The organism is Nonlabens ulvanivorans, from assembly GCF_032922765.1.
Lineage (GTDB): Bacteria > Bacteroidota > Bacteroidia > Flavobacteriales > Flavobacteriaceae > Nonlabens > Nonlabens ulvanivorans.
On sequence record NZ_CP136694.1, the window covers coordinates 833,007 to 854,211 of the forward strand.

The window sequence follows — 21,205 nt, forward strand, 5'->3', positions numbered from 1 at the left end:
GTATTTTAGTATAGGTCGTAATCGTCAAAAGTTTGTTCATCATAAAAATCGTCATCACCATCATCAATATCGCCGCGATATTCTTCATCACCATCAGTTTCATCTGCAAATCTTGGATCTGCTTCAAATTCTTTATCTGGCGCACTATCTGGCAGCTCTCCTATAGAGAATATTACCTGTGGATAAACGACGGCATCTTGCGGTCCAGCAACTTCGGCTAGCTCAATTAAGAAAGTCCACATGCTTAAAAAATCGTAGATGTAAACTAGTTGAGGTTGTGACTTGCTTACCACTTCTTCTATAGTAGTAGTTGCCATAGTACGAGAAGCACTACTGCCTTCACTCATGTCAAAAAGGCTGAACTCTTCATTCTGATTCCATTCCTCGTCACTGGCATAAAAACTAGCCATCTCATCTCCTGGTAATTGAAAACTCTGAGTAAGCACATTGTGAAAGTCTTCTAAACTAGCGCTACCTTCAATTTCTATATCACGGAAAACGTCTTGTGTCGCATCTAGAATAGCTCTAAATCTATAAATCATTTTTTACTTTTTAAGGTGGGCAAAGATACGTTTATCCTACTGTATGAGGAAAATGATGTATGGTAAATATAGATGTTTTTTATACGCTTTCGCGAAAGCGAATCCAACAATATTAATCTGTTTCATTCAAAACAAATCATCTATAATTTATGATTTTACAGCATTTTTTAAACGCATCATTAAATAAAACTGAAGTCCTAAAATTATCGAAGCTAGTACTAAGTGCGCTGCTTGAGAACCAAATGGGAAATCAACATAATTCATTAATATACCAGTAAAAACAGTAATAAGTAACAAGGCTATCAACCATGCATAATAGGGTTGTGGATGCCCTAACACTTTTACAGCTTTGTAGACAAACCAAGCATGTATCGCTAGTAACAAAATAGAAAAAGACCTATGAATTAAAAATACTACTGGCGCGCTTTCTTCTAGCCATATCGATAGAAATGGATATCCCATTTCATCAATCATATGATCTAGATATTGTCTTACTTGGGTACCTAGGGCAACTTGCACCAGCGTTAAGATAATAAGCAGTATAGATATTTTATAGAATGATTTGCTGGATTGATATCTATGATCTGTAGGTTGTACTTCATGTAGTAAATAAATCAAAAGACCTACTATCAGCAAGGCAACAATCATATGAATGGTAATCAATACCGGTGATAATAAAGTGTCTACTACGATTTTACCTATTACCGCTTGAATTAACATGGCTAGTAATGCTACGATACTTAATATGGTTATCTTCTTGCGGTTTTTCCAGTATTTTAGTGAAAAAACGCACATGATAAGAACGACTAATCCACCTAAAGCGCCTATCAGTCTGTTGACATATTCTGTCCAGGTATGATAGACATTAAAAACGGCATAGTTATGTTTAGTATACGGTTTCCAGTCTGCTGGGTTATAAGTGCTTTGTGCCATAAAATCTGTCACAGCAACTCTTAATTCTTCTTCATGTATAATCACCATACCTTTTTTATATGGTGTATCTGGTGAGAACTCTAGTTGGCTTTCCTCAGTAGGTGGAATGTAATAGCCAAAACACTTAGGCCAGTCGGGACATCCCATTCCAGATCCAGTCATGCGTACCACAGCACCAGCAATGATAATAAGATATATAACGGCGATACTCCATCGCAATGCGACGCGGTAATTTCTATCTGAAAAAAAGGTGGTTGTACTCAATTTTATAATATTCTATTATTGTGGTCGCACGGTATTTAAAACCTTGCGTTTTTGTAACTCGATTAAGATGTGCGGTATATGGTGACTATTGAATATTAATGCAGTCGATCACCACGTACTTCTAGGTCACCTATAAAGCTCGCTTCATAATCCAGCCAGTAGTTCCATCGTTCCATGACATCATCTTCTGGGAAGTGTGTTTTAGCAAGTTGTAGAAATAGTTTGTAGTGTGAAGCCTCTGCCACCATAAATTTATAATAGAACTCTTGTAGTTCTTCATCATCTAGATTTTGCCATAAGGTTTTAAAACGTTCACAGCTGCGCGCTTCTATCATCGCACAAATAAGGAGTTGATCTAGAAAGTAACCATCACGGCTTTGACCTTTTTTCTTTCCTTTCACGAGTTTTTTTACATATTCATCCTGACGCTGCAAGCCTAGTTCAAGACCACGTTTTTTAAGCATCGCAATAACCATTCTAAAATGTCCCCATTCTTCAGTCACTACAGGAGATAGGTGTTCTACAATCCCTTCACGTTCAGAATATTGCTGGATTAAAGAAATAATATTACTGGTTGCCTTTTGTTCACAAAAAGCATGATCGGTAAGTATATCTTGTAAGCTGATGGTAGAAATGTCTGCCCATCGTGGATCAGTAGGTAGTTTAAGACCTAAAGTAAATTTCTTTTCGGCTGTCATTTTCATATCACAAAGGTCGTTCATGCGTTCTAGATGAGCAAGAATCCTTTAATGATTTCATAACCTACACGATAGAATTTATTTCATGAAATTTTATAACTTTAAGGAATCAACCAAATAATTAAATTATGACTACAGAGCAAGTTGCAAATCAACTGGTGGCCTATTGCCGCAATAACGAAGAATCTAAGGCTTATCAAGAATTATACAGCCCAGAAATTACCAGTATCGAGATGGTAGAGCCTATGAAAGAAGTTCAAGGTTTTGAAGGTCTGGCAAAAAAAGGTGAGTGGTGGAAAGAGAACTTTGAGGTACACGCAAATAAGGTATCAGAACCACTTATTGCAGATAATCACTTTACGGTTCGTTTCTGGATGGATACGACACATAAACCTAGCGGACAACGCACTCAAATGAATGAGTTAGCCGTTTATGAGGTGAAGGATGGTAAAATATGGAGAGAACAGTTTTTCTATAACACTGGAGAATAAATACAGTATCATATAAAGTTCTAGAGTTTTGAAAGAAATTCTAGAACTTGTTTTACTTGATCTTCATCTAAATTGTTGATTAAAGATAGCTCTCTTGCATCTATATCGGCATCTAGATTCTCCAGAACTTGTAAACCTTTTTTAGTGATTTTAAGCTCAATCTGTCTGCGGTCAGATGGACATTGCTTGCGTTCTACATAATCCTTACTAATCAACTTATCGATAACTCTAGTAGTATTACTGTTGGAGTGAATCATCTTGCGGCTTACATCCTGTAGATTTGCCGCTTTCCCTTTGCGACCTCTTAAAATACGTAAAACATTAAACTGCTGTATAGTAAGACCTTCTTTCTTTACGATCTCACTTACAGATTCTGTCATTTCTGTACCTTTTTTTATTAATGTGGTTACTAAACGTCTTGCAATCGGCATCTCAGAATCTTTCATACACGTACAATATTAATATAGGGAATAATTGTCTTAACAAATTTAAGGTTGTAGGACATAAAATTGTGTTAAGGTCTTACAAAAAAGTACACTTTTGTTAACCTTAACTTCAACTGTAACAATGAAGAGAATAAAGTATCTTTATTATGCGTTTTAATAAAAGAGTATGAACTTAAAAAGAGGAATTATGAAAAAGGTATTTATTGCAATTATGTTTTTAACAGTAGCTATGGTACAGGCTCAAGAAGATGGTGGTTTTGGTATTAAGGCAGGATTAAACTATGGTTCTAATGGTGATTTATCTCAAAACGGTCAGACGATCATTGATAATCCAGATGAGAATTTTGGGTATCACTTTGGTGTTTTCGGTAAAATAGACTTAGGACCTATTTATTTAAGACCAGAGTTATCTTATACGGTACTTAATAGTGATTATGACAGTAGTGCGCTAGAGGTTAAAAAACTAGATGCACCAGTACTCGTTGGTTTTCAAGTGATAGGACCGTTGCATGTGTTTGCTGGTCCATCATTTCAATATATTCTAGACACAGAATTAGAAGATGTCGATTTACAAGACGTGCAAGAAGAATTTAGTATCGGATTGCAAATAGGTGTTGGTGTTAATATTGGTAATTTAGGTATCGATGTGCGTTATGAAAGAGGCCTTTCTGAAAATGAAGCCGAATTTTCTAATCTAGGTCAATTGGGGACTTTAGACACAAGACCACAGCAAATTATTGTAGGCCTGAGTTTAAATTTATAGATAAAATTGATGTTTCATTACGCTTTCGCGAAAGCGTAATGACAATCATTCATTGAGCCAGAATAACTTTACAGGTTCATTAAAATATCTTGTTAGATGCTTTTTGAGAAGTAACTTTAAGCAACCTCTGTACCTAAAGATGCGGTATAAATATCAAACCATTGCTCTAGACTCAACGTAGTATCTAAAGCGTCAACAGCTGTTTTTAAACGCTCAATCTTACCAGTTCCTAAAACAGGAATAATATGTGATGGATGCATTAAGGTCCATGCATAGATAACTTTAGATAAATCGGTTTCTTCTATCTGTACAGCAACTCGTGCTATAGCATCATGTGTTTTCAGTGATTTTTCATCTTGCGGATTCAATAAGGATCCACCACCTAGCGGCGACCATGCCATAGGTGAAACTCGTTTTTCTATTAAATAATCTAGATTGCCATTTTCAAAATGCTCCAGTTGTCCAGGTGAGATTTCGATCTGGTTGGTGACTAGTGGTTCCTTAATATAAGATTGTAAAGACTCAAATTGTACCGGTGTAAAATTTGAAACGCCTAAGTGATTTAACTTACCGCTTGTTTTTAATTCATCAAAAGCGGCAGCAACTTCGTTAGGATTAAAAATTGGTGATGGTCTATGCAGTAAAAGAACATCTATGTAATCTGTGTTTAAATTTTTGAGAGATTGTTCTACTTGTTGTATGATATACTTCTTACTATAGTCATAGTATTTAACACTACGATCTGGGAATTTTGAGCTTTTCAACTTGATACCACACTTAGTAATCAATTGCATCTGGGAACGCAAAGAAGGTTCTAATTGCAACGCTTTCCCAAAACCAGCCTCACATTCATAATCTCCATAAATATCTGCATGATCAAAGGTGGTCACGCCAGCTTCTATAGATTGTTTTAAGTAAGTCAGCAATTGCTGGTCTGTCATATTCCAATCCAACAATCTCCAGATTCCTAAAACGATTCTAGAAATTTCTAACTGAGGTGCTATTTTAACGGTATTCATCAATGATATTTTTTAAGACTTACAAAGATAAGAAGTAGTTCCTGTAGGCTACGTAGGATAAGGTCTTATAAAGCCTTGTTAATTACTACTAAACTAGAGTTAAACGAGCTTAAAAGCTTTGTATAGGCCTAAAACAGTAGTAAATTGAAGCATGGAAAATATATTAATAGCAGGTGCACATGGTACCACAGGAAAAAAAATAGTAAACCTTTTGAATCAATCTTCTCAATACAATCCTATCGCAATGGTAAGGAAACAAGAGCAAGTGGATTATTTTAAATCGCAAGGTATTGATACGGTATTAGTAGATTTAGAGAAGGACGTTTCTCCAGCTTTTGATAATTCGATAGATAAAGTATTATTTGCCGCAGGATCTGGCGGAAAAAAAGTTGTTGAAGTAGATCAAGAAGGTGCAAAGAAACTAGTTGACGCTTCAAAAAATAATGGAGTCAAGAAATTTGTCATGCTTAGTTCGCTAGGAGCAGAAAATCCAGAAGAAGCGACAGAACTAAAAGAATATTTAAAAGCAAAACATAATGCAGATGAGTATTTGAAGAGTAGTGGTCTTAACTACACCATTGTAAGACCAGGATCATTGACCAACGACTCATTAACAAATCACATTACATTAGAAAAAAGTCTAAGTAAGAGAGGCGAAATAAGTCGTAATGATGTTGCAATGACATTAACCACTTGTTTAACAGATCATCTAGCCAGCAATCAGACTTTTGAGATTATCAATGGTGATACACTCATTAATGAAGCTCTAGATAATATATCTGAGACACACGCATAGTAAGTCTAGTCTATAAATTATTGAAATCCAGTTGTTGATTAAACAGCTGGATTTTTTTATGCTCTATTTTTGTACAATCTGCCGCCTTTTAAAATTGAAAATCTAGCTTAAATCATCGATATTTACATAAGATAAAACGCATAGTAGCGTCTATCGATAAAGTGAGAAATTATGCAAGATCAAGATAGAATAGCCGAGTTTAAAAAATCTGTTCAAAACAAGTTCAATATCTATAACAGCCTGTTTTTAAACTTGCCTTATAGCAATATAGAAAATGTAGGGATGTTAATTCCATTACTGATGGAACAATCTCAAAAAGGCCTGAAAGAAGGACTAAATCCTAAAGAGATTATAGAAGCATTCTTTAATGGATTTGCAGACTTGCATACAGAGCAAGACCGCATCGATTTTATGTTTAGAATCATTCAGTATGTAGAACGTCAGGTGGTTTTATATGATAGTGTAGAAGATGCCGCTTTTCCTAAATTACAACAACACAGCAGTTCTTTATCTCTTAAGGACTATTTTCAACTGGTTGAAAAAAATAACTCTTGGGACGCGATAGAAAAGCAGCTCAATAACTTTAGTGCACGTATTGTATTAACCGCACATCCTACACAATTTTATACACCAGCGGTTTTAGATATCATCACCAATCTTAGAACGCTTATCAATGATAATAATATAGATGAGATTGATGTCGCATTACAACAGCTAGGACTTACATCTTTAGTCAATTCTAAAAAGCCAACACCACTAGATGAGGCAAAAAATATCATTCACACCTTAAGACATGTTTATTATGATGCGATAGGTGAGATGTATACCCATATAAAATCTAGTGTTGGAAATGCACAATTTGATAACCACGACATTGTAAAACTAGGTTTCTGGCCAGGTGGTGATCGTGATGGAAACCCATTTGTCACCGCATCGATTACAAAAGAGGTCATGAATGAGCTGCGCGTGACACTTATGAAATGCTATTATAACGAGCTTAAAGAATTACAACGCAAGCTCAGTTTTAAAGAAATACTAGACCCTATAAGCAATTTAAGAAACACGCTCTATGAAGCCATGTTTGATGCAACCGTGCATGTGGCTTATCAAGATATAATAGAACCGTTAATACATATCAGAGAACTATTAGTTTCAAATTATCACGCGCTTTATTTAAAAGATCTAGACCTGTTTATAGATAAAGTAAAGATTTTTAAAACCCATTTTGCAACCATAGACATACGTCAGGATCACAGTATGCATACGGTAGTGATGCAAGCCGTACTTAAAAAGTATGGATACATTAAAGAATCTATAGAAGAACTTACCCAGCAACAGTTGATTGATATATTACTGCAAGAATCAATTTCACTAGAGCCTAATGATTTTGATGAAGACATCGTAAAAGATACCATTGTCAATATCTCGCAGCTGGCCACCATTCAAGAAAATAATGGAGAACAAGGCTGTAATCGCTATATCATCAGTAATTCTGAAGATGTGTATAGCGTTCTATATGTATTTGCACTTTTCAGATGGTGTGGATGGGAAAATAGAGACATCACTTTTGACATTATTCCATTATTTGAGACCATGAAAGGAATGGACGACTCTCGAGCAACCATGGAGCAGTTATTTGAACTAGAAGCCTATAGAAAACATGTTGCTTTTAGAAATCATAAACAAACCATCATGTTAGGATTCTCTGATGGTACAAAAGATGGTGGCTATTTAAAAGCAAACTGGTCTATTTTAAAAACTAAAGAAACCCTATCAGAAGTATGCAGTCAACATGATGTAGCAGCGATATTCTTTGATGGTAGAGGTGGACCACCAGCACGTGGTGGTGGTAAAACACATCGCTTCTATGCCGCACAAACCAGTAAGGTGGCAAATAACGAGATACAGCTTACCATTCAAGGGCAAACGATCACCAGTACTTATGGAACAAAAGAGCAATTTAAACACAACAGCGAGCAACTATTAACCGCAGGATTGTCTAATTCTATACTCGATAAAGAGATCACCATATCACCGGATTCTAGATCATTAATAGAAGAGCTATCAGATTTGAGTTTTAAAAAATACGATGCCCTTAAACACCACGATAAGTTCATGCCATATCTAGAAAATATGAGCACGCTTAAATATTATACAAAGGCAAACATAGGCAGTCGACCTGGTAAACGTGGTCATAAGGCAAAACTAGAATTAACAGACCTCAGAGCCATATCATTTGTAGGATCGTGGAGCCAGTTAAAGCAGAATGTGCCAGGCTATTTCGGTATCGGTACGGCACTACAAAACATGCAACAGCAAGGTCGTTTTGATGAGGTAAAACAACTCTATAATGACGTGCCATTCTTTAAAGCACTGATGTTAAATAGTATGATGAGTTTATCAAAATGCTATTTTGAACTAACCAGTTACATGAAAGAAAATGAAGAATATGGTGCATTCTGGCAAATTCTAGAAGATGAATATCTACTGTCTAAACGCATGTTGCTAGAACTATCTGGTATGGAAATCCTTATGGAAAAAGAGACCATTTCTAGAGAGTCCATTAAAATAAGAGAAAATATTGTCTTGCCACTATTGGTCATTCAACAGTATGCATTACAGATGATTGCACAGCACAACGAGCATCAACCGCAATATGAAAAAATTGTAACACGTTCTCTTTATGGTAATATCAACGCGAGTAGAAACTCTGCTTAAAAGGGTAGGATAGATGGTTATGCATACGCTTTCGCGAAAGCGTAATTTAAAAAACAAGATTGCTCATCATGGAGTAAGTGGTAGATACTATTTAAAAACTATTTGCAAATGCCTGCTAACATGATGAGGTTAAGAACGGTCGAGAATTTAAAAATCAATTCTAGGAGCCTAGAATAATGAGGCCTCAATTTAACCTACAAACGAGTTGTTTTTTACTTCAGTTCTTTGTTGTAACACGTTTTTTCTTTTTTATTCTTTCCCCAGGCAATAACTTTTACTCCTTTTGAATATTGAATTTTGTTTGGTTCGTTTTTAATTAGTTTTTCAAATCTTGGATAAATAATATCTAAATTTTTCAAATCGATTTCATTAATTGCCCATTCCAAATGATGAATTTCAAATTCGTTAATAGACTTTTCTGTATCTTGAAAAAGAGCATATCTTTCAGTTAGCCATTTATCCAATTCTGTTTTCTCCGTAATTTCTTTTCCAATCGTAAACTCAATATTTAATTTATCATTAAATTCCAAGTTATTAGATTCGTATTGGTTTTCAGTCCGTTTGATTTTTGAAAATCTATATGGTAGTTCAGACATTCCTTTAGCAACTTTACAAGACAAATTTTTCCCACCTTCAATGCTCAAAAAATAGACTCCAGTTTTATTATTTGACTTTATATAAGTTCTAATATTAATTTCGTCAAAATCCGAAATTGGTGAAAAAGAAGGAAGATTTTTCGGTCTAATCTTTTCCATCGTAAATGCAACAACAGAAATCCAAGGTTTTCCTTCAAAAAGGTCAATTTCTAATTCTTTCGGTACAAACTTTTTCAGTTCGCTTAATTCCACTTGCCAATGAAGAAAAATTGCGTTATTCCACTCTTGATAAAATTTCCAACTTTCGGTTGGGATTTTCCAAGGTCTGTGTTCAGTTCTATTTAATATTTCTCGGATTTTCATTTTGATCGTAAGTTAGAACTGTTGATTATATAACTATTAAATACTTTTATCAATCTGTTTTTCGTAAACTATACCTTTACATTCATCTCCATCTCCAATTGTTATTAGTATGCCATATTTTCCATCTTTTATAGTAAATGGAACAACTCGTTCTTCCATATCGATAACACAATTATAAGATTCATTATAACTAATTCTCCAAGTACCAGTTTTTACTGTTACATCTCCATTTTTATAATTTAAAATCCCGTCTTTGTCTAATTCGAGCATTGTTGTCCATCCACTAAGTTCCATATTCAAGTATTCTTTTGATTTTTCAGAAAGTTTGTAAAGTCCAAGTGTACTTTGAAAATCGGGTTGAGATTCCATTTGAGTATAACCTAATTCCCAAGAGCAAAATAAGGGTTTACAGCTTACTAAAAATAAAATAAGAATAAGGAAAGTTAAATGTTTCATCAAATTGGCTACAATGGCAAAGGTATAAGGCGAGTGAGGCGTTTTAGCCGGTACGCGTAGACCTTTTGTATGTTGGTTATTGGTTGTGAAGTTACTGATTTTTGGAATAATCACAGCCTCGCTATAAGCCTTTAAAACGTCTCAATCGCCATTATACGACGTTCTTGTTTGTTTCCTAGCGGCTGGCGTGTATTGGGTAAGTACAAGCTGACTATTGCTCAAGAGGTTTTACAGCTTTGCCATTCTAGTCCATTGAGTAGGTTGGGAGACTTGTGATTTTATAATTACTAAAGCTGGTTGATCTTTTGCAGCGTTATTGCAATTCTATAGTTTCTAATCCCAAGAGCGTAATTATAAATTACAAAAGCGAAAACCTACGGCCGCAGGCAATGGACTAGAACGTTAAGTATAAGAAACGTAGGGCAGGTAATAAGCACTATCGTTTCGATTTATTACTTAGCTAAATATAAATATTTTGCTTTTATCTTTTTTACAATAAACGCCAAATTTTATATTTAGCGGACTTTCTTAATATTAACTGACCTTTCTGTTTAGCACAAACGCCCTATGTTTTCTTATACATTGTTACCCAACGTACTTTTTGCTCCAAGCTTTGAATTTTTCTTTAAAATTATCTATAAATATATCCAAATCAAAAGTTTGTCTTTCGTTTAGATTGTTAACAGAAAAAGAAACTCCGTCCGCAAATAGGTTTTCTATTCCCTTTATTTTAGAATTATATAGGTCATCGGAAACAACCCAAGTTTCACATTGAAAAAGCATAAGGTTGGTTAATTTCCGATGGACTCTTTTAAGACTTTCTTTAAAATATGTATAAAAGTATCCTTTTACTTTATCCTCATCCATTTTATGATATCCCATTAACAGAATAGTTTCGTTATTATAAGGAAAAATGTTAATGAATAATTCAGAGACTCTTTCCATATCTTTCCCAAATTTCATTCTATAATTATTCATTTCTTCTGTGGTATCATAATTAAAAAAAGAAGACATACAGATATCTATATTCGTTATTTTGCGACTTTCAAACACAAATGATTCTGTTTTGTTATTCAAGTCATTCCATATTTCAGATTCTGTGAATTGTAAATCAGTCAAGCCGAGTTTTTCTTGTTCAATATGTTGAAGAAAAAATGGGTTTTTGAATTTATCAGGACGTTTTTCTATTAAGCATTCATACATTTTTAGGTTAACTTCTTTTCTCCAAATTTCATTATAAACCGTTCTTAATGCAAAAAGTAGACAAGATTCATAATCATTAAAGTCAATTTCTTGGGTTTCAATTTTTTGAAATAATTCAGTATCGTGATTGTTGCAGAAACAATTAAAGGAATATATGCGATTTATTCCTGTCCTTTTAAATTGAAATCGTGGCTTTTTAAAATTATTAATTTCTAATTCCCATAAATGTTTGTCAGGCGCTATTGCGGATAGAATTCCGTTTTTTTGAAGTATATGAGAGTTTATTGATTTTTCATTGCAATTTGGGTGATAACAAGTATTAATTCCAGATATTGCTCCGCTTTTACAGTCAGTAAAAAGTTTAGCAAATTCAATCTCTTCTTTCGTCATATGCTATGTTGGGTAACGTTGAGTATAAAACACGTAGGGCAGACGATAAGAACTACACTTCGGGTTTAACACTTAGCAAAATATAATATTTTGTATTTATCTTATATGTTGAAAATGCCAAATTTTATACTTGGCGGACTTTGTAAATAAACACAGAACTTTGGAGTTAGCCTAAAACCGCCCTATGTTTTTTATACATTGTTACCTACCGTTTTTATTTGCAAATTCTATTATTGGAAACATAGGTTGCCAAACTTTATTTAGTTGTTCTATTCTATTTGCAAATCCTATGTCCTTTATTTCTGCTTTTTCCATTCTACTTTTAAACCTTTCTGAAACATACTCACCTGAAGAGTATAAAGGAATTTTAAAAAAATCGATTTCAAAGTCAAAGTTCTCTCCAAAAACTATTTTTTTGACCTCAAACGAAAAACTTTGATTAGAGTCTGATTTATTTTCAGCGATTAGTTCAAGTTTATGCTGATGAGACAGAATTTTTATTATTTCCTCATTTTTATTATTAATTGCAGATATTTCACTTTTCTCAAAGTCAATCCAATCATAACATTCAGATTCGTGATTTTTTAAAATGTTCAAATGGTAATATTCGTAAGATTTATACTTTTTTATAAATCCAAATAGTTTTTCTTTTCTTAATACTACAGCCTTTGTTAAATCATATTTTAATGTTTTACTCTCTTTAAAAATATTTAGAGCTTTTTCGTTTAATATATAATCGTCAAGAGAATGTAAGATGTCATTGAGTTTATTAAAATCATTGTCATCATATATTTTACAAATCGGAATAGTTTGTCCATTAACTTTTTTATAATCAATATCCTCGATAGCTCCTGAGTCGTCAATATGAAATGTATAATATATCATTTTTTCAATGGTAGGTAATGGCAAAGGTATAAGGCGAGTGAGGCGTTTTAGCCGGTACGCGTAGACCTTTTGGTTGTTGGTTAATGGTTGTGAAGTTAGTAAATTTTGGAATGATCACAGCCTCGCTATAAGCCTTTAAAACGTCTCAATCGCCATTATACAACGTTCTTGTTTGTTTCCTAGCGGCTGGCGAGTATTGGGTAAGTACAAGCTGACTATAGCTCAAGAGGTTTTACAGCTTTGCCATTCTAGTCCATTGAGTAGGTTGGGAGACTTGTGATTTATAATTACTAAAGCTGGTTGATCTTTTGCAGCGTTATTGCAGTTCTATAGTTTCTAATCCCAAGAGTGTAATTATAAATTACAAAAGCGAAAACCTACGGCCGCAGGCAATGGACTAGAACGGTCCAGTGTATGAAATGTAGCGTGTAAAAAGATACTACATTTTGGGTTTAGCACTGAGCCAAATTTTTATATTTTGATTTAACTTCTCAGTTTTAAAGCCAAATTAAAAACTTGGCGGTCTCAACAAATTAAACACAAAATTTTGGATTAAACACTTAATTAGCTATGTTTTATACACCGTGTTAGCAAATGTTTATTCTTTATTCATTTCTATTTCTCCTTCCCAAAAACAAGTCAATAAAGATTTCTCAGAGTAAGGGTCAGCACCTGATTTATTTATACACCATTGCCAGTCAACTATATCTTCATTAGTTGGAATCAATAAATTACTTCCAAGCTCAAATTTCAATGTCAAGTTATATTTAATATCTAATTCAATATCAATAATCTCTTTTCTCATATTTGATGATACAATAGCACTTTTACTAATATATTCTTTATCGACAGTGTGTTTTGCTAATTCAAAAGAGTCATTAATTGCTTTCTCTATTACTTTTTCGTCATCAGATATAATATTCTGAGCAACTAAATAAAACTCACCAATATATAAAGTCCAACTATCGCTAACAGAAAAAAAGGTTATAGACTCTCCTAATAGATTATTTTTTAGAATTTCAATTGGAGTCATATTTTGTAATATTTGCTAATGGCAAAGGTATAAGGCGAGTGAGGCGTTTTAGCCGGTACGCGTGGACCTTTTGTATGTTGGTTATTGGATGTGAAGTTACTGATTTTTGGAATAATCACAGCCTCGCTATAAGCCTTTAAAACGTCTCAATCGCCATTATACAACGTTCTTGTTTGTTTCCTAGCGGCTGGCGATAATTGTGTAAGTACAAGACGCCAATTGCTCAAGAGGTTTTACAGCTTTGCCATTATTGTCTCCGACGAGCACAGCGAGAGGAAGACAATTGAGTAGGTTGGGAGACTTGTGATTTATAATTACTATGGCTGGTTGATCTTTTGCAGCGTTATTGCAGTTCTATAGTTTCTAATCCCAAGTGAGTAATTATAAATTACAAAAGCGAAAACCTACGGCCGCAGGCAATGGACTAGAACGTGTTTGTGTATGATTTCGTTGCGTGTTTAAGAACTAAAGTTAGCAAATAAATCACAGATAGAAAGTCCGCGAGGATTTTCGTAAGTAGGCGAGAACTAGCCATTAATTATACACGTTGTTCTACACCGTTTTTATTCCGTTGTAATAATTTTCCATTCATTATTTAATTTACTGAATTCGTATATTTTACTTTGATACTCAGTTCCTCCATTTTCAGCCCTTATTAGTTTAATTTCGATTCTTGCTTTATCATTCTTAAAATATAAGTCATCAAGATAAAGATATTGAAATGAACTATGTTTTTTTGCGAGTCGCTTTTCTTTTCTGTCAGAAATCAAACTAAATTCAGTTTTTGTATACTTTTTCGGTAATTCGTTTTTAGCTAAAGTTATAGGTATTGTTTTTTGTGGAATTCCAATATCAAACATTACCGAAGCTAATCCCATTTTCTTAAATACATAAATCTTATCAATTCTAAAGTTCTCTTGGAATTCAAAAAATTCAATGTTGTTTTTTAGATACTCGTTAGTAGCTATTAATATTATTTCTGCTTTCTGTTGCTTGTATTCAGTTCTTATAGTTTTGTTCTTAACAGTGCCACAACTATTAGTAACTAGAACTAATAAAAATAATATTGAATATTTGATTCGTGATTGCATTATTGAACTTTGATTAAAGTAAATGTAGCTTTGTAATATTCAGCATCTTCTTGTACATTGTTAACTATTTGCAAAGTGTCTTTCTTTATTGTAAATCCAATATTTTCAAAGTGTTTTTTTTTCGATTTATTTTTTGGAAACCGACTTTCTGTTATTGACTTTATTGAGTTTAAATAAATAGTATCATTTCTTTTATTCCATTTTCCATAATCTTTAACTGAAACCTGATTGTGTGTCCACCTGTCAAAATAATATGTCGAATCAGGATAGATTTTTAAAGTTAGATAGTCATAACCAAATCTTCCTCCTTTAAATTCCGTAAAATCATCTTTTTCAGAATATGGGTTTTTAAAGGATTTGCAAGAAACAAATGTGATTAATCCTAAAATTGCAAGTATGTACTGTCTTTTTTTTAAATGGTGTAGAATGGCAAAGGTATAAGGCGAGTGAGGTGTTTAAGAACTAAAGTTAGCAAATAAATCACAGATAGAAAGTCCGCGAGGATTTTCGTAAGTAGGCGAGAAGCCAGCAATAAATTATATACGGCTTAAGTTTGAATCTCAATAAATTTAGAAACTAATTAGAAAGAACAAAAATGAGAATTAAGGTTATGATACACGGTGAAGCTCCAGACTTCGACAACATTGATAATCCTCTCTCTTTTACTACTTCAATCACGTTCAGTTCTGTGAGACGTTAAGATCTCGTTTTTAAGTTGTTGTGAGTAAAGTAGCTAGTTCTTTCCTTAAATAAATGATATGAATAAATATAAAGAAACTTTTGGAGTAGACATCAGTAAAGATGTCTTTGATGTACATGGTAGTAAATCTGGTCATGCTCAATATAAAAATGATGAGTCAGGATTTATCGCTTTCGCGAAAGCGATACCCATTAATGCCATAGTGGCCATGGAGGCTACCGGTTATTACCACTACAGACTCGCACAGTTTCTTTACAAAAAAGGAATAACGGTATCGGTCATAAATCCGCTATCAATCAAGCGCTTTATCCAGATGAAATTATCCAAGGTAAAGACCGATAAGAGCGATTCAAAATCCATATGTGAATATGCCTTGATCAATGAAGTACCGCTTTACAATGCCCTAACAGATGTACAAAGTGAGTGTTTACAGCTATTTAGATTACTGGATACTTATCTGAAACAACGTACAGCGACTAAGAATAAGATGCATGGCGAAGAAGTATTAGGACTTCCTTCAAAGTTTGTTTATCGATCGCTGAAACGAAATAAGAAGCAATTAGATAAAGAAATTGAAGGTATTGAGGCAAGAATACTATTGCTGGTAAAAGAAGATCAACAACACCAGTTAACTTTATTGACATCTATACCAGGAATAGGACTGAAGACGGCCTTATTTCTAATAGTAGTTACCGACGGTTTTTCAAAGTTTGAAAACGCTAGTCAATTATGCAGTTATGTAGGTATTACACCGACCATACGTGAGTCAGGTAGTAGTGTGAGAGGACGAGCAAGAATAAGTAAAGTGGGAAATAGAAAATTACGGAATCTGTTATTTTTATGTTCGTTTAACGCCTGTAAACACAATAAAGCATCTAGAGAACTCTACGAGCGAATCGTCAACAAAGGAAAGAGTAAAAAACTAGCCTTAATAGCAGTAGCAAACAAGCTGTTGAAACAGTGTTTTGCTATCGCAAAATCAGGTAGGCCATATGATGAAACTCACGTTTCAGTGTTGCCTCGATAAATAGAAGATTATAATAATAAAAAAAGGCTCCAGAATCAACTGATTGATTCTATGAGCCCAGAACAATAATGTCTCAAATTAACGAAGAAAAGTGTTGTTTTTTACCTCAGTTCTTCTTAATTGATTAAATTTAACTTTCATTTTTGGTCAAATGTTGTACAACGTGTTTGTGTATGGTTAGTTGCGTGGTTAAGCAACTAAATTAGTAAACTTTTACGAACCTGTGAATATTCCGCAGGAATATTCGCAAGTAGAGAAGAACACAGCAATTAATTATACACGGTGTTGGCAGTAGTTTTTAATTTTCCACATTGAATAGATTGTTGTAAAGCCTTCCATAACCATACCATTTGCAACTGCCATCTTCTATTTTAAGAACTTCATCATTATATTCCAATGAATAATAGTCGGTTGATGTACAACAACAAGAATTCATATTGACTAATTCTAATTCAAATTGTCTGACATATTCAATTTCTGGGGATGTTAATTCCTTTTTATTCTCATTAGTTTCTGCAATTATTTTGTTTTGGGTTTTGCTAATTTTCATAGTTGCACCTCCTAAAGAAAAACACCCTTGATTATAAACATCTATTAGATAATTCTCATTTTCCTTGAGTCTATCAATAAATGGTATATGGTCGATTGAGCTATAATCAATTTTATCGAGACATATTATTAAAGTGTCAATGCTCTTATTATTTAGAATAATATTTTGCGATTCCGTTCTTTTAAACATTGAAGTATATACAATATTATAATTTCCAGATTTTAAGCTATCAATATTATAATAATTCGTCATTATTTCCGTCTTGTGAGTACTAATCAAAGAATCGTTTCTTCTTAATTCAAATTCTGGTAAAAATATAATTCCTTCATTTTCAATAACGCAATATTCTTTTTTAATAACTAATGTGTGAAGCTGTTCAGGTTTTTCCTTTTCGCAACTAGAAAAAAGTGTAATAAAGAATATAAAAAGAAGTATGTTTTTCAAATTTAGGTTTTCGTTAAATTACTGCCAATGGCAAAGGTATAAGGCGAGTGAGGCGTTTTAGCCGGTACGCGTAGACCTTTTGGTTGTTGGTTAATGGTTGTGAAGTTAGTAAATTTTGGAATGATCACAGCCTCGCTATAAGCCTTTAAAACGTCTCAATCGCCATTATACAACGTTCTTGTTTGTTTCCTAGCGGCTGGCGAGTATTGGGTAAGTACAAGCTGACTATAGCTCAAGAGGTTTTACAGCTTTGCCATTCTAGTCCATTGAGTAGGTTGGGAGACTTGTGATTTATAATTACTAAAGCTGGTTGATCTTTTGCAGCGTTATTGCAGTTCTATAGTTTCTAATCCCAAGAGTGTAATTATAAATTACAAAAGCGAAAACCTACGGCCGCAGGCAATGGACTAGAACGTTTCGTGTATGGTTAGTGCGGAAATAGAAAGTCAGAGACTTTTAGTTTAGCACTTAGCCAAAACTTTTTATTTTGTTTTATCTTTTTAATTCTAAAGCCAAATCAAAAGGTTTGGCGGACTTAGTAAAAATACACTTTTCCTTGAATTAAACACTAAACTCCGCATTAATTATACACATTGTTGGCATTAGTTTTTCTTTTTGTCACCCGAAACAGCAACACTTAAAATCAAGAAAAATGTATGTATTAAGAAATTCAAAATATAATTTAAATATGGTCTATTATAAATCAAAGGTATTTGATATGAAATCCAAGTTATTAGAGATGTTATTCCACCAAGCATTACTAACGCAGTTACCCAACCAGCAATTCCATTTCCGCTTCTTGAACTCTTATCATACAAAGGTAATAATATCACAAAAGGAATTATTATTAACAATAAATAATTTGATGAAAAAGTCATCCAAAATAAATTTCTTATGGGGTTAGTTGTAATTGTTGTTTCTGTATTGATTTGGGGAATATTTTGGTCTTTTGTTTTTATGTTAAAAGAAATCTCTGAAAAAATACGAGGTAAAAACTCAGAGTAATGTTCTTTGTTAAAAATTATACTTTCTATTTTCTCTATTTCTGTGATTTTTATAGAATCTGATTCATATGATTTTTTTAAAGAAGATATAGTCTCAAGTTGAGATAGTTTATTTGAAGTATGTAAATTGTAAGTAAAGTTAAATGAGAAGTCAATAATCAACAACAAGACGAGTAAACTAATAAGTTTAGTGATTAGTTTTCCCCAAGAAGTATTACTGTCAAATATTAGCTCTTTTATTTCTTTTATAAATTCTAAAGGGTTCATCTTGAATTTGATTGTTAATTAATGCCAATGGCAAAGGTATAAGGCGAGTGAGGCGTTTTAGCCGGTACGCGTAGACCTTTTGGTTGTTGGTTAATGGTTGTGAAGTTAGTAAATTTTGGAATGATCACAGCCTCGCTATAAGCCTTTAAAACGTCTCAATCGCCATTATACAACGTTCTTGTTTGTTTCCTAGCGGCTGGCGAGTATTGGGTAAGTACAAGCTGACTATAGCTCAAGAGGTTTTACAGCTTTGCCATTCTAGTCCATTGAGTAGGTTGGGAGACTTGTGATTTATAATTACTAAAGCTGGTTGATCTTTTGCAGCGTTATTGCAGTTCTATAGTTTCTAATCCCAAGAGTGTAATTATAAATTACAAAAGCGAAAACCTACGGCCGCAGGCAATGGACTAGAACGGTTGGGCTATGAGTAGTTGCGTGTTTTAGCACTTAACTTTGCAACTATGCACCAAACTGAAAATCCTCGAGGATTTTCAGAAGTAGGCGAGAACGAGCAATTACTTATAGCCATTGTTGTACACAGTTTTTATTCAAATTTTATTCCGATTTTTTCTGCTTTTGTAATCAAATAATTTATAAAAGAACTACAAGAGATTAGCATATACTTTGCGTCAGCGAAATCAGGTTCAATTGGTGCTGTAACAATAGCGTGTCTTATTCCATTATCTTTATCATTGGTGTATGCATAAATTTTATCGAACCCTGATTTTAATTGATTGTTGAGATTTAAACCTTTTGATTCAAGTTTATTTAATGCTTTTCCTAATGTATTCTCTCCTGTTATTATTCGGCAAGTTGATTCTACTGCAGATATAGACTCTTTAACAGAATTTCTATAATTTGGATTTTTTTTGTCTGATATTAAATCAATAGCATTAGTTAGATGAATATTTGCTCCTTCTAAAGCTGTTAAAAATTTTGTTTTATCTAATGCAAAAGAAACTTCTTCAAATTCTAATTGATTTGAAATTGGTGCAACTTTTTCGTTTATAATTCTGTATCCTGCGAATTCACGTTCCAAAATTCCATTGACAGAATTAATGAATTTGTTCTTTTCTCCTTGATTATTTTGGATTTCGATAATGAATTCTAAAAAATCATAGATTTCATACCAGTAAAAATTGAAAAATCTTTCTCTAATATATTTTTCGACTGATGATTTATATTCTGGAATTGTGTCTATTGGCATTTTGTAGAAATTATGCCATAGTATTTCAGAAAACTTATCAAAATCGGATTTTCCATAATCAGCATATTTTGCCAATTTATCAATGAACAGCATTTTTACTAGATTCCAAAGTCCATTGGTCAATTCTTCATCAACATATTCAAGTTGAATCTCTTTATTTACTGGTGTTTGACCTATTCTTTGTGAAAATCTCATATTTTATTCAAATTGTGTACAACGGTATTGTATATGGCTCGTAGCGTGTAAATTAGCGATAAATTTTCGGTTAATCACAAGCCATATTTTTAAATTTTACTATTTATCTTTTTTATTGGAAATCGTCAAATTTAAAAATTTGGCGACTTTCCAAAAATGCCTTAACTTTGATTAAGCAACTACCTAGCTATGAGCTATATGCGTTGTTGTAACCAGTTTTTATTCGCTAATTTCTTTAACGTTATAAACTTCTTTTCCTAAAGTTAAATAACTAATTCTGTCGAGTTTTCCACTTTCATTATATTCAAATCTTTTGTAGAAAAAATCATTATAAGATTCATTTTTTCCTTTCATTATTTTCAAATCAGGTTCGATTCGGTTATTTACTTTATTTAAATTCAGAGTATAGTCAAATGTGTACCAATTATTTGTTGAAAAGTGTCCAAATTCATATAGTTTTTTGTCTTTATAATACAATTCAAATAATCGATGTCCATAATCATTATCAATTCCTGTTCGGTTTTTTCCATCCGCAAAAATTGTCGTTCCGCTATTTTGATTCACAACTTTAAAATCAGATAGCTTTAGATTTGAGTCCACTTTTAATTCAAACGTATTAAAGTCAAAAAGTTTTGAAGAAATACTGGTAGCAATACTATGTTCGTTTTTTACTTTTTCAGCGTAATTTTTAAAACCATAGAAACATAAAATTCCGACTATTAGAATTAATAATAATTTCCGATTTTTATTCAGTTTCATTTGGTTTCTCAAATTGGTTACAACGTGTTTGTGTATGGTTAGTTGCGTGTTTAAGCAACTAAATTAGCAAACTTTTACGAACCTGTGAATATTCCGCAGGAATATTCGCAAGTAGGGAAGAACCTAGCAATTAAATATACACGGTGTTGTAAAACGTTTTTTTATTTATTCATAAACCTCTTAATATCATTAAAATTCCACCTAATATTAAAATCAGAATTCCAATATATTGACTTGGTTGTGTTGCTAATTGACTATAAGATTCATTTTTTTTATATTTTCCTGTTTTATCGATTTGATAATTTAGCCAAAGTATTCCAAGTGTCATTAAACAAGTTCCGGTAAGAATATCTATCCAATTCATA

The 21,205-nt window shown here is 33.0% G+C and carries 21 protein-coding genes; 5 read left to right on the forward strand and 16 right to left on the reverse strand.

The window, feature by feature from the left end:
- Positions 1 to 5: 5 nt before the first annotated feature.
- The 3 genes from R1T42_RS03815 to R1T42_RS03825 all read right to left on the reverse strand — a co-directional run bounded on the left by R1T42_RS03815 (position 6) and on the right by R1T42_RS03825 (position 2,461).
- Complete coding sequence (locus R1T42_RS03815; protein ID WP_036579106.1) at positions 6 to 542, reverse strand: IS1096 element passenger TnpR family protein; 537 nt, start codon at positions 540 to 542, stop codon at positions 6 to 8.
- A 147-nt stretch (positions 543 to 689) separates the two neighbouring features.
- A complete protein-coding gene (locus tag R1T42_RS03820) occupies positions 690 to 1,739 on the reverse strand; it encodes a COX15/CtaA family protein (protein WP_317291365.1) in 1,050 nt (349 codons plus the stop codon).
- 95 nt (positions 1,740 to 1,834) lie between these two features.
- Positions 1,835 to 2,461, reverse strand: coding sequence for a tRNA-(ms[2]io[6]A)-hydroxylase (locus R1T42_RS03825; protein ID WP_235183303.1), 627 nt, complete (start codon positions 2,459 to 2,461; stop codon positions 1,835 to 1,837).
- Between the two features lie 104 nt (positions 2,462 to 2,565).
- On the opposite strand from R1T42_RS03825, the gene R1T42_RS03830 reads away from it, so the two are divergent.
- Positions 2,566 to 2,928: a nuclear transport factor 2 family protein gene (locus R1T42_RS03830; RefSeq protein ID WP_036579110.1), complete on the forward strand. Its 363-nt coding sequence runs from the start codon at positions 2,566 to 2,568 to the stop codon at positions 2,926 to 2,928.
- 20 nt (positions 2,929 to 2,948) lie between these two features.
- Here R1T42_RS03830 and R1T42_RS03835 read toward each other — a convergent pair whose 3' ends face one another.
- Positions 2,949 to 3,374, reverse strand: a complete 426-nt coding sequence (locus R1T42_RS03835) for a MarR family winged helix-turn-helix transcriptional regulator (RefSeq protein WP_036579111.1) — start codon at positions 3,372 to 3,374, stop codon at positions 2,949 to 2,951.
- Positions 3,375 to 3,561: 187 nt separating this feature from the next.
- Here R1T42_RS03835 and R1T42_RS03840 point away from each other — a divergent pair, with 187 nt between their 5' ends.
- Complete coding sequence (locus R1T42_RS03840) at positions 3,562 to 4,137, forward strand: porin family protein (RefSeq protein WP_317291366.1); 576 nt, start codon at positions 3,562 to 3,564, stop codon at positions 4,135 to 4,137.
- Between the two features lie 116 nt (positions 4,138 to 4,253).
- Here the strand turns inward: R1T42_RS03840 and R1T42_RS03845 are convergent, their stop codons facing one another.
- On the reverse strand, positions 4,254 to 5,156 hold the full coding sequence (locus tag R1T42_RS03845; RefSeq protein WP_317291367.1) for an aldo/keto reductase: 903 nt from the start codon (positions 5,154 to 5,156) through the stop codon (positions 4,254 to 4,256).
- Between the two features lie 151 nt (positions 5,157 to 5,307).
- On the opposite strand from R1T42_RS03845, the gene R1T42_RS03850 reads away from it, so the two are divergent.
- Together R1T42_RS03850 and R1T42_RS03855 are read left to right on the forward strand one after the other, a co-directional pair.
- A complete protein-coding gene (locus tag R1T42_RS03850) occupies positions 5,308 to 5,952 on the forward strand; it encodes an SDR family oxidoreductase (RefSeq protein WP_317291368.1) in 645 nt (214 codons plus the stop codon).
- Positions 5,953 to 6,123: 171 nt separating this feature from the next.
- Complete coding sequence (locus R1T42_RS03855) at positions 6,124 to 8,670, forward strand: phosphoenolpyruvate carboxylase (RefSeq protein ID WP_317291369.1); 2,547 nt, start codon at positions 6,124 to 6,126, stop codon at positions 8,668 to 8,670.
- 212 nt (positions 8,671 to 8,882) lie between these two features.
- Here R1T42_RS03855 and R1T42_RS03860 read toward each other — a convergent pair whose 3' ends face one another.
- The 6 genes from R1T42_RS03860 to R1T42_RS03885 form a co-directional block, all read right to left on the reverse strand.
- The gene (locus R1T42_RS03860) at positions 8,883 to 9,629 is read right to left on the reverse strand and encodes a YqjF family protein (protein ID WP_036579119.1); all 747 of its coding nucleotides are present in this window, start codon (positions 9,627 to 9,629) and stop codon (positions 8,883 to 8,885) included.
- Between the two features lie 36 nt (positions 9,630 to 9,665).
- Positions 9,666 to 10,199, reverse strand: coding sequence for a hypothetical protein (locus tag R1T42_RS03865; RefSeq protein WP_317291370.1), 534 nt, complete (start codon positions 10,197 to 10,199; stop codon positions 9,666 to 9,668).
- 471 nt (positions 10,200 to 10,670) lie between these two features.
- Positions 10,671 to 11,678 carry a hypothetical protein gene (locus R1T42_RS03870; RefSeq protein WP_042294369.1) on the reverse strand — a complete coding sequence of 336 codons (1,008 nt, stop codon included), beginning with the start codon at positions 11,676 to 11,678 and terminating at the stop codon, positions 10,671 to 10,673.
- Between the two features lie 201 nt (positions 11,679 to 11,879).
- A complete protein-coding gene (locus tag R1T42_RS03875; RefSeq protein WP_317291371.1) occupies positions 11,880 to 12,587 on the reverse strand; it encodes a hypothetical protein in 708 nt (235 codons plus the stop codon).
- Between the two features lie 574 nt (positions 12,588 to 13,161).
- Positions 13,162 to 13,596: a hypothetical protein gene (locus R1T42_RS03880; protein ID WP_317291372.1), complete on the reverse strand. Its 435-nt coding sequence runs from the start codon at positions 13,594 to 13,596 to the stop codon at positions 13,162 to 13,164.
- A 563-nt stretch (positions 13,597 to 14,159) separates the two neighbouring features.
- On the reverse strand, positions 14,160 to 14,687 hold the full coding sequence (locus R1T42_RS03885; protein ID WP_317291373.1) for a hypothetical protein: 528 nt from the start codon (positions 14,685 to 14,687) through the stop codon (positions 14,160 to 14,162).
- 758 nt (positions 14,688 to 15,445) lie between these two features.
- Between R1T42_RS03885 and R1T42_RS03890 the strand changes: the two genes are divergently transcribed.
- Entirely contained in the window at positions 15,446 to 16,414 is a 969-nt protein-coding gene (locus tag R1T42_RS03890) for an IS110 family RNA-guided transposase (protein WP_317291374.1), read from the forward strand.
- Between the two features lie 298 nt (positions 16,415 to 16,712).
- On the opposite strand, the gene R1T42_RS03895 is transcribed toward R1T42_RS03890, so the two are convergent.
- The 5 genes from R1T42_RS03895 to R1T42_RS03915 all read right to left on the reverse strand — a co-directional run bounded on the left by R1T42_RS03895 (position 16,713) and on the right by R1T42_RS03915 (position 21,204).
- Positions 16,713 to 17,408 (reverse strand): hypothetical protein, encoded by a 696-nt coding sequence (locus R1T42_RS03895; RefSeq protein WP_317291375.1) that lies wholly within the window; start codon positions 17,406 to 17,408, stop codon positions 16,713 to 16,715.
- Positions 17,409 to 18,010: 602 nt separating this feature from the next.
- Positions 18,011 to 18,679: a hypothetical protein gene (locus R1T42_RS03900; RefSeq protein WP_317291376.1), complete on the reverse strand. Its 669-nt coding sequence runs from the start codon at positions 18,677 to 18,679 to the stop codon at positions 18,011 to 18,013.
- Positions 18,680 to 19,223: 544 nt separating this feature from the next.
- Complete coding sequence (locus R1T42_RS03905; protein ID WP_317291377.1) at positions 19,224 to 20,081, reverse strand: AbiJ-NTD4 domain-containing protein; 858 nt, start codon at positions 20,079 to 20,081, stop codon at positions 19,224 to 19,226.
- 219 nt (positions 20,082 to 20,300) lie between these two features.
- A complete protein-coding gene (locus tag R1T42_RS03910) occupies positions 20,301 to 20,840 on the reverse strand; it encodes a hypothetical protein (RefSeq protein WP_317291378.1) in 540 nt (179 codons plus the stop codon).
- A 169-nt stretch (positions 20,841 to 21,009) separates the two neighbouring features.
- Positions 21,010 to 21,204 carry a hypothetical protein gene (locus tag R1T42_RS03915; protein WP_317291379.1) on the reverse strand — a complete coding sequence of 65 codons (195 nt, stop codon included), beginning with the start codon at positions 21,202 to 21,204 and terminating at the stop codon, positions 21,010 to 21,012.
- Position 21,205: the final 1 nt, after the last annotated feature.

Bases quoted from the DNA above. Each gene is read 5' to 3' on its own strand.
- R1T42_RS03825 (WP_235183303.1), bottom strand. From the start codon at position 2,461: ATGAACGACCTTTGTGATATGAAAATGACAGCCGAAAAGAAATTTACT.
- R1T42_RS03910 (WP_317291378.1), bottom strand. From the start codon at position 20,840: ATGAAACTGAATAAAAATCGGAAATTATTATTAATTCTAATAGTCGGA.
- R1T42_RS03870 (WP_042294369.1), bottom strand. From the start codon at position 11,678: ATGACGAAAGAAGAGATTGAATTTGCTAAACTTTTTACTGACTGTAAA.
- R1T42_RS03860 (WP_036579119.1), bottom strand. From the start codon at position 9,629: ATGAAAATCCGAGAAATATTAAATAGAACTGAACACAGACCTTGGAAA.
- R1T42_RS03840 (WP_317291366.1), top strand. From the start codon at position 3,562: ATGAAAAAGGTATTTATTGCAATTATGTTTTTAACAGTAGCTATGGTA.
- R1T42_RS03900 (WP_317291376.1), bottom strand. From the start codon at position 18,679: ATGAACCCTTTAGAATTTATAAAAGAAATAAAAGAGCTAATATTTGAC.
- R1T42_RS03885 (WP_317291373.1), bottom strand. From the start codon at position 14,687: ATGCAATCACGAATCAAATATTCAATATTATTTTTATTAGTTCTAGTT.
- R1T42_RS03835 (WP_036579111.1), bottom strand. From the start codon at position 3,374: ATGAAAGATTCTGAGATGCCGATTGCAAGACGTTTAGTAACCACATTA.
- R1T42_RS03845 (WP_317291367.1), bottom strand. From the start codon at position 5,156: ATGAATACCGTTAAAATAGCACCTCAGTTAGAAATTTCTAGAATCGTT.
- R1T42_RS03815 (WP_036579106.1), bottom strand. From the start codon at position 542: ATGATTTATAGATTTAGAGCTATTCTAGATGCGACACAAGACGTTTTC.
- R1T42_RS03830 (WP_036579110.1), top strand. From the start codon at position 2,566: ATGACTACAGAGCAAGTTGCAAATCAACTGGTGGCCTATTGCCGCAAT.
- R1T42_RS03890 (WP_317291374.1), top strand. From the start codon at position 15,446: ATGAATAAATATAAAGAAACTTTTGGAGTAGACATCAGTAAAGATGTC.
- R1T42_RS03905 (WP_317291377.1), bottom strand. From the start codon at position 20,081: ATGAGATTTTCACAAAGAATAGGTCAAACACCAGTAAATAAAGAGATT.
- R1T42_RS03880 (WP_317291372.1), bottom strand. From the start codon at position 13,596: ATGACTCCAATTGAAATTCTAAAAAATAATCTATTAGGAGAGTCTATA.
- R1T42_RS03855 (WP_317291369.1), top strand. From the start codon at position 6,124: ATGCAAGATCAAGATAGAATAGCCGAGTTTAAAAAATCTGTTCAAAAC.
- R1T42_RS03915 (WP_317291379.1), bottom strand. From the start codon at position 21,204: ATGAATTGGATAGATATTCTTACCGGAACTTGTTTAATGACACTTGGA.
- R1T42_RS03850 (WP_317291368.1), top strand. From the start codon at position 5,308: ATGGAAAATATATTAATAGCAGGTGCACATGGTACCACAGGAAAAAAA.